At 33.9% G+C, this 7,956-nt stretch carries 9 protein-coding genes; all 9 read left to right on the top strand.

The features are described from left to right. The coding region (gene purE, locus EZH24_RS04285) for a 5-(carboxyamino)imidazole ribonucleotide mutase (RefSeq protein ID WP_137997892.1) at positions 1 to 431 on the top strand (431 nt) is incomplete at its 5' end. 35 nt (positions 432 to 466) lie between these two features. After that, the gene (purC, locus tag EZH24_RS04280; RefSeq protein ID WP_137997891.1) at positions 467 to 1,174 is read left to right on the top strand and encodes a phosphoribosylaminoimidazolesuccinocarboxamide synthase; all 708 of its coding nucleotides are present in this window, start codon (positions 467 to 469) and stop codon (positions 1,172 to 1,174) included. Positions 1,175 to 1,189: 15 nt separating this feature from the next. Beyond that, on the top strand, positions 1,190 to 2,629 hold the full coding sequence (gene purF, locus EZH24_RS04275; protein ID WP_137997890.1) for an amidophosphoribosyltransferase: 1,440 nt from the start codon (positions 1,190 to 1,192) through the stop codon (positions 2,627 to 2,629). 52 nt (positions 2,630 to 2,681) lie between these two features. Then, complete coding sequence (purM, locus tag EZH24_RS04270; protein WP_137997889.1) at positions 2,682 to 3,716, top strand: phosphoribosylformylglycinamidine cyclo-ligase; 1,035 nt, start codon at positions 2,682 to 2,684, stop codon at positions 3,714 to 3,716. A gap of 30 nt (positions 3,717 to 3,746) precedes the next feature. Continuing rightward, positions 3,747 to 4,352 carry a phosphoribosylglycinamide formyltransferase gene (purN, locus tag EZH24_RS04265; RefSeq protein ID WP_137997888.1) on the top strand — a complete coding sequence of 202 codons (606 nt, stop codon included), beginning with the start codon at positions 3,747 to 3,749 and terminating at the stop codon, positions 4,350 to 4,352. Position 4,353: 1 nt separating this feature from the next. Continuing rightward, positions 4,354 to 4,974, top strand: coding sequence for an IMP cyclohydrolase (locus tag EZH24_RS04260; RefSeq protein ID WP_201798559.1), 621 nt, complete (start codon positions 4,354 to 4,356; stop codon positions 4,972 to 4,974). Positions 4,975 to 5,116: 142 nt separating this feature from the next. Then, the gene (locus EZH24_RS04255) at positions 5,117 to 6,301 is read left to right on the top strand and encodes a phosphoribosylaminoimidazolecarboxamide formyltransferase (RefSeq protein WP_137997887.1); all 1,185 of its coding nucleotides are present in this window, start codon (positions 5,117 to 5,119) and stop codon (positions 6,299 to 6,301) included. Between the two features lie 52 nt (positions 6,302 to 6,353). Continuing rightward, positions 6,354 to 7,625, top strand: a complete 1,272-nt coding sequence (gene purD / locus EZH24_RS04250; RefSeq protein WP_137997886.1) for a phosphoribosylamine--glycine ligase — start codon at positions 6,354 to 6,356, stop codon at positions 7,623 to 7,625. A gap of 37 nt (positions 7,626 to 7,662) precedes the next feature. Then, the coding region (locus EZH24_RS04245) for a hypothetical protein (protein ID WP_137997885.1) at positions 7,663 to 7,956 on the top strand (294 nt) is incomplete at its 3' end.

Below are 7,956 nucleotides of genomic sequence, written 5' to 3'. Positions count from 1 at the left end.
AAGAATTTTCCGTTCCATTCGAGGTTCATGTATATTCCGCTCATAGAACTCCCGAAAAAGCTATTGAATTTTCAAAGAATGCGGAAGATAAAAATTTTGGAGTAATAATAGCGGCCGCGGGAATGGCGGCTCATCTTGCGGGAATAATTGCTGCAAATACGACAATCCCCGTAATAGGAATTCCTTGCAAATCTCAAAATTTGGAAGGAATTGACGCTCTTTTATCGACAGTTCAAATGCCTTCGGGAATTCCCGTAGCCACTGTTGCGATAAATGGAGGAATAAACGCCGCTTTGCTTTCGATTGAAATTTTAGCTATTAACGATAAAGAGCTTTCAAAAAAACTTAAAGAAAAAAGAAATTCGGATAAAGAAGCCGTTCTTAGAAAAGACGTTTTGATATCCGAAAAATTTTTAGATAAAAATTTGTAAATCGTATTTTGAAAAATTAAAAAGGAGTTAATAAAATGACAAAAGGAAAACTTTTATACGAAGGAAAGGCAAAGAAAATATTTGAAACCGATAATCCAGAAGTTTTGCTCGTTTCATACAAAGACGACGCGACGGCTTTCAACGGAGTAAAAAAAGGAACTATAGAAGGCAAAGGCTTAATAAACAATAAAGTCTCAAATTATATGATGCGACTGCTTGAAAAATCTCAAGTTCCTACTCATTATATCGAAGAAATTTCCGACAGAGAAACTTTGGTTAAAAAGGTTTCGATAATTCCTCTTGAAGTGATTATTAGAAATGTTTCGGCGGGTTCTTTTGCCAAAAATTATGGAGTCGAAGAGGGAATAGTTTTTGACAAACCGACTATAGAATTTTCTTATAAAAACGACAAGCTCGGCGACCCTTTAATCAATTCCTATCATGCTATCGCTTTAAAACTCGCCACTAAAGAAGAAATTGAAACGATAAAAAAATACGCTTTCAAAATAAACGAAGAGATGAAAAAATTTTTTATTTCAATAAATGTAAAACTTATAGATTTCAAACTCGAATTTGGAAAACTCAAAGACGGAAAAGTAGTTCTTGCCGATGAAATCTCCCCAGATACTTGCAGATTTTGGGACGCGACTACAAACGAAAAACTTGATAAAGATAGATTTCGCAGAGATTTGGGAAATGTAGAAGGAGCTTATAAAGAAATGATGAAAAGAATAATCGGTTAAATTTTTGGAGAGATTATGCCTAAAATAAAAGAAGAATGCGGAGTTTTCGGCATTTACGGTTCTAAAAATCCTCGTATCGCTCAAACGGTATATTTCGGTTTATTTTCGCTTCAGCATAGAGGACAAGAATCCTGTGGAATTGCCGTTAATAATGACGGAGTTTTTAAATCCTACAAAGATTTGGGATTGGTAAACGATGTCTTTACTCCAAATGTAATAGAAAAACTCGGAGAAGGAAATATTGCGGTTGGGCATGTCCGATACGGAACTACGGGAGGAAACGAAAGAAGCAACGCTCAGCCGATAGTCGTAAATCATATAAAAGGAAGTATGGCGCTCGCTCATAACGGAAATATAACCAACTCTTACGAATTGCGCTCGCAGTTCGAAGCTAAAGGCTCTATATTTCAAACTACATCCGACACGGAAGTTATATCTTACGCTATAATAGAAGAAAGACTCAATTCCGACACAATAGAAGAAGCGGTTTGCAAAGCTATGAACAAAATTAAAGGCGCTTATTCGATGATAATCATGTCTCCTCAAAAACTCATTGCCGCAAGAGATAAAAACGGTTTCAGACCTCTTTGCTACGGAAAAACTTCAAAAGGAGAATATATAATAGCGTCCGAAAGTTGCGCGCTCGATTCGGTTGGAGCGGAATTTATAAGAGATATAGAAAAAGGAGAGATTTTAGTTTTCGGCAAGGAAGGAATAAAGTCTATAAAAGAACATTGCAATAAAGGAAAACAAACTTCATGCGTTTTTGAATATGTTTATTTCGCTCGTCCAGATTCCATAATCGAAGGAAAAAATGTGCATGAAGCTAGAATTAAAGCGGGAGAAATATTGGCAAAAGAGCATCCCGTTAAGGCAGATGTAGTTGTCGGAGTGCCAGATTCGGGATTGGACGCGGCGCTTGGATATTCCAAAGCGTCAAAAATACCTTACGGAATAGGTTTTATAAAAAATAAATATATCGGAAGAACTTTTATATATCCCGAAGTAAAGAGTCGTATGGATAAAGTGAAAATAAAATTAAATCCGATTGCAAATGTAGTTAGAGGAAAGCGAGTAATTCTTATAGACGATTCGATAGTGAGAGGAACTACAAGCGAGAGAATAGTTAAACTTTTGAGAGACGCGGGAGCGACAGAAGTGCATATGCGAGTTTCGGCACCTCCTTTTATAAATCCATGTTATTACGGAACGGATATTGATTCAAAAGAAAATTTAATCGCATGCAAATATACTATTGACGAAATAGCAAAAAAAATAGGAGCGGATTCTTTAGGTTATTTGAGTTTGGAAGGAGTTAAAAAAATAGGTTATGTGGACGAAAAAAGCGGATTCTGCACGGCTTGTTTTGACGGAATATATCCTACCGAAATTCCAACTAAAACGGATAAAAATCGTTTTGAAAGGAAAATAAATCATATAGACGAAGAAAAATAAAATATAATTTGAAGTTTAAAAATTTAAATAAAACAAATAAGGAAAATAAAAAATGAATAATTCCAAATCCGATATTTATGCAAAAGCGGGAGTCAATCTAAAAGCGGGCTACAAATCGGTCGAACTAATAAAAAAACATATAGCGAAAACGAATATTAAAGGAGTAATTTCGGATATTGGAGGATTCGGCGGACTTTTCGAGCTTGACTTAAAAGGAATAAAAAAGCCAGTTTTGGTAAGCGGAACTGACGGAGTCGGAACGAAATTGAAAATAGCTTTTTTAACAAATAAACATGACACGATTGGAATCGATTGCGTTGCCATGTGCGTAAACGATATAATATGCTTGGGCGCAAAACCTCTTATATTTTTGGATTATATCGCATGCGAAAAAAATTATCCGAAAAAAATTGCCGAAATAGTGAAAGGAATTGCCGATGGATGCGTTATGGCGGGTTGCTCTTTAATCGGAGGAGAAACCGCCGAGATGCCGGGATTTTATTTAAAAGACGAATACGATTTGGCGGGATATTCTACGGGAATTGTCGACAAATCAAAAATTATTAACGGAGAAAAAATAAAGAAAGGAGATATTATAATCGCTCTCGCTTCGAGCGGAATTCATTCCAACGGTTTTTCGCTTGTTAGAAAAATTTTTGAAAATCATAATCTTAAAAAGTCGGTTAAAGAATTAGATAAAAAAACTTTGGGAGAAATACTTTTAACTCCGACAAAAATTTATGTTAAATCCGTTTTAAAAGTTTTGGAGAAAATCAAAATAAAAGGAATATCGCATATAACGGGAGGCGGTTTTTACGAAAATATTCCGAGATGCATTCCGAACGGACTTTGCGCCAAAATAGAAAAGAAAAATATAAAAATCTTGCCAATATTTAATTATATTCAAAAATGCGGAAAGATAAAAGAAAGAGATATGTTTAACACTTTCAATATGGGAGTAGGAATGTGTTTGATTGTTTCAAAAAATGACGCAAGCAAAACTATTGAAATTTTGAACTCTTGCAAAGAAGACGCTTATATTATAGGAAGAATAATTGAGAATAAAGAAAAAATTATTATAATATAAAATGATAAAATAAAAAATAAGAAAAATAAAATGAATAAAAAAGTAAGAATTGCCGTTTTGGTTTCGGGAGGCGGAACAAATTTACAAGCGCTCATAGACGCTCAAAAAAAAGAAATTCTAAAAAGCGGAAAAATAGAATTGGTTATTTCAAATAATTCTAACGCGTTTGCATTGAAACGAGCTAAAAAAAATAATATTCCGTTTGAAATTATAGATAAAAAAGATTTTGAAGAAAAATTAAAAGAAATTTTGAAACTCTATAAAATCGAGCTTATAGTTCTTGCGGGATTTACCGCGATTTTGCCCGCCGATTTTGTCCAAGATTACGATAAAAGGATTATAAATATTCATCCTTCGCTTATTCCTTCGTTTTGCGGAAAAGGATTTTACGGAATTAAAGTTCATGAGGAGGCTTTGAAAAAAGGAGTTAAAATCACGGGAGCGACAACGCATTTTGTAAACGAAATTATTGACGGAGGCGAGATTATAATGCAAAAAGCCGTCGAAGTTTACGAAGACGACACGGCGGAAAAATTGCAAAAAAGAGTCATGGAATTTGCCGAATGGATTATACTTCCGCAGTCGGTAGAAAAAGTTTGCAAATGTATTTTAAAAAATATTTTGGAGGAAAAATAAATTGAATACTTACGAAATAAACAATTTAGAAAAAATTTTAAAAGAGAATTCTTATTTGGGAAGAGGAATAATTATAGGGAAAAGCGAAGACGGTAAAAATGCCGTTATTTTATATTTTATTATGGGCAGAAGCGAAAACAGTAGAAATAGGATTTTTTCTTTTAAGGACGATGTTTTATATACCGAACCTTTCGATAAAAATAAAACGATTAATCCCGAACTTATAATTTACAGAGCTTTAAGAGAATATAAAAATAAATTAATAATAACCAACGGCGACCACACTGATACGATATACGAAGGATTAAAAAAAGGAATAGATTTTTCCGAATCTTTAAAAATTAGAAAATTTGAACCAGACGCTCCGAACTTTACGGCAAGAATAAGCGGAATATTATATTTTAAAAATAATGATTTTTCTTATAAAATGAGTATTTTAAAAAGCGCCGATAAAAAAGGAACGGCTTGCGATAAATACATATTCGATTACGAGTCTTTATGCGGGGAAGGACGCTTTATACATACTTACTCTGGCGATGGAAATCCGCTTCCTCCGTTTTACGGCGAACCGAAAAGAATCAAAATTCCAAACGATATGGACGAATTTGCAAGTAAAATTTGAAACGCTCTAAATGAAGATAATAAAATTTCTTTATTCGTTCGTTATATAGATTTGGAGTCGGGAGAAAAAGTCGATAAAATTATAAATAAAAATACATTGTGATTTATAACTTATATATTATATAATTTAAGGAGAATAAATAATGAAAGAAATTTTATTAAAATACGGATGCAATCCGAATCAAAAACCCGCAAGAATTTTTATGAAAGACGGGGACAAACTTCCCGTTAAAATATTGAACGGAAATCCCGGATATATTAATTTTTTGGACGCTTTCAACGGTTGGCAACTTGTGAAAGAACTTAAAGAAGCGCTTGGGATTCCATCGGCGACTTCTTTTAAGCATGTAAGCCCGACATCCGCGGCTATTGGAATTCCTCTTACAAAAGAATTAAAAAAATCATGTTTTTCGGACGATATTGAAGGATTGGACGATTCGCCTCTTGCCTGCGCTTATGTAAGAGCGAGAGGAACGGACAGGATGAGTTCTTTCGGAGATTTTATAGCGCTTTCGGATACTTGCGACAAAACTACGGCAAAATTTATTTCGAGAGAAGTGTCTGACGGAATTATAGCACCGAGTTATACGAAAGAAGCTTTGGAAATATTGAAATCCAAAAAAAAAGGAAATTATAATATTATGGAAATAGATAAAAATTATATTCCGATGGAAGACGAAAGTAAAGACGTTTTTGGAATAACATTCGAGCAGAAAAGAAACGACTTCAAAATAAATAAAGATTTGCTTTCAAATATCGTAACGGAAAATAAAAATTTAACGGAAACCGCAATTAGAGATTTGATAATATCTTTAATTACTTTAAAATATACTCAATCGAATTCCGTTTGTTATTCTTATGACGGACAGGCTATAGGAGTCGGAGCGGGACAGCAATCGAGAATACATTGCGCGCGTCTTGCGGGAAATAAGACGGACACTTGGTTTTTAAGAATGCATGAAAATGTTTTAAATCTTCCGTTTAAAGATTCTTTAAGCCGTCCCGAGATAGACAATATTATAGACGGTTATATAAATAAAAACGAAGAGGATGTTTGCGAAGAAGGAATTTGGCAAAAATATTTTACCAAAAAACCCGCGCCATTTAAAGAAAACGAAATAAAAGAATATCTTAATAAAATTGACGAAGTTTCTTTAGGCTCGGACGCATTTTTTCCATTTTATGATAATATAGACAGAGCGAAAAAAAGCGGAGTAAAATATATTGCGCAACCCGGCGGCTCTATAAAAGATAATATTATTATAGAACGATGTAATAAATATAATATGGTTATGGCTTTCACGGGAATGAGATTGTTTCATCATTAAATAAATTAAAAAATAATAAATTAAAAATAAAAATGAAATAACGGATGAGAATATGAGAATTTTAGTTATAGGAGGCGGCGGAAGAGAACATGCCGTGATAAAAAAAATAAAACAAAATAAAAATGTATCGGAAATTTACGCGCTACCTGGAAACGGCGGAATTGAAAATGACGCGATATGCGTAGACATTAAGGCGACCGATATAAATGCGATAATGGAATTTGCCTCTAAAAATAAAATAGATTATGCAATTGTAACTCCCGATGACCCGCTCGTTTTGGGACTCGTTGACGCTTTGGAAGGAAAAGGAATTCCAAGTTTCGGACCGAATAAAAAAGCGGCGATTATCGAAGGAAGCAAAGTTTTCGCGAAAAATTTGATGAAAAAATATAATATTCCAACCGCAAAATACGAAACATTCGACTCTTCTGAAAAAGCGATTGAATATTTGAAAACCGCTTCGTTTCCCATTGTAATTAAAGCGGACGGACTCGCTCTCGGCAAGGGAGTTATTATTGCGGAAAATAAAGAAGACACTTTTGACGCGATAAAAAATATTATGGAAGATAAAGTTTTTGGAAAAGCGGGAGACAAAATAGTAGCGGAAGAATTTTTGGAAGGAGCGGAAGTTTCCGTTTTAGCTTTCACGGACGGCAAAACTATAATTCCAATGATTTCGTCTATGGACCATAAAAGAATCGGAGACGGAGATACTGGATTAAACACGGGCGGAATGGGAACAATCGCTCCAAATCCTTATTACACGGAAGAAATATCGAAAGAATGTTTTGAAAAAATTTTTATTCCAACGATTTCGGCAATGAACGAAGAGGGCAGAACATTTAAAGGCTGTTTATATTTCGGACTCATGATTACAAAAAACGGAACTAAAGTCATAGAATATAATTGCAGATTCGGAGACCCAGAAACGCAGGTTGTTTTGCCTTTACTAAAAAGCGATTTGCTTGATATTATGATTGCGACTACAAACGGAACTTTGGATAAAGCAAAAGTCGAATTTGAAAATAAATCGGCGGCTTGCGTTATCATGGCGAGCAAAGGTTATCCTTCCTCATACGAAAAAGGATTTGAAATAAATATTCCAAAAAATATTTTAGAGAGAGTTTATTTTGCGGGAGTCAAAAAAGAAAACGAAAAACTTTTAACTGACGGAGGCAGAGTTTTGGGAATAACCAATATCGCGGATAATTTGGAAGAAGCGATTAAACTCTCTTATGAAGACGCAAGTCAAATTTCTTTTGAAGGCGCTTATTATAGGAGAGATATTGGAGCGAAAGCGTTGATTAAAATAAAGGGAAGTTAAAAATCGAAATATAAAATAAAAAATAGGAATAATTAAAATGGTTTATAGAATATTTGTAGAAAAAAAAGAAAATTTTAATAACGAAGCGAAGGCTTTATATTCCGATATAACCGAATTTCTCAGAATAAAAAGATTAACTAAAATAAGAATTTTTAACCGATACGATGCGGAAAATATTTCAAAAAAAATTTTCGATTATTCCATAAAAACCGTTTTCGCAGAACCGCAGATTGACAATATTTATAAAGAATTAAACGAAGCCAATTTAGAAAACGCTTTTATTTTTTCAACCGAATATTTGCCCGGACAATTCGACCAAAGAGCCGATAGC

It is taken from the genome of Brachyspira catarrhinii (assembly GCF_005518285.1).
Taxonomy (GTDB): domain Bacteria; phylum Spirochaetota; class Brachyspiria; order Brachyspirales; family Brachyspiraceae; genus Brachyspira; species Brachyspira catarrhinii.
This window is presented reverse-complemented; position numbering and strand designations above follow the sequence as displayed.

What these genes read in the sequence shown, in the direction of transcription:
- purM (WP_137997889.1), top strand. Translation starts at nt 2,682, where the DNA reads ATGAATAATTCCAAATCCGATATTTATGCAAAAGCGGGAGTCAATCTA.
- purD (WP_137997886.1), top strand. Translation starts at nt 6,354, where the DNA reads ATGAGAATTTTAGTTATAGGAGGCGGCGGAAGAGAACATGCCGTGATA.
- purN (WP_137997888.1), top strand. Translation starts at nt 3,747, where the DNA reads ATGAATAAAAAAGTAAGAATTGCCGTTTTGGTTTCGGGAGGCGGAACA.
- purC (WP_137997891.1), top strand. Translation starts at nt 467, where the DNA reads ATGACAAAAGGAAAACTTTTATACGAAGGAAAGGCAAAGAAAATATTT.
- purF (WP_137997890.1), top strand. Translation starts at nt 1,190, where the DNA reads ATGCCTAAAATAAAAGAAGAATGCGGAGTTTTCGGCATTTACGGTTCT.
- EZH24_RS04255 (WP_137997887.1), top strand. Translation starts at nt 5,117, where the DNA reads ATGAAAGAAATTTTATTAAAATACGGATGCAATCCGAATCAAAAACCC.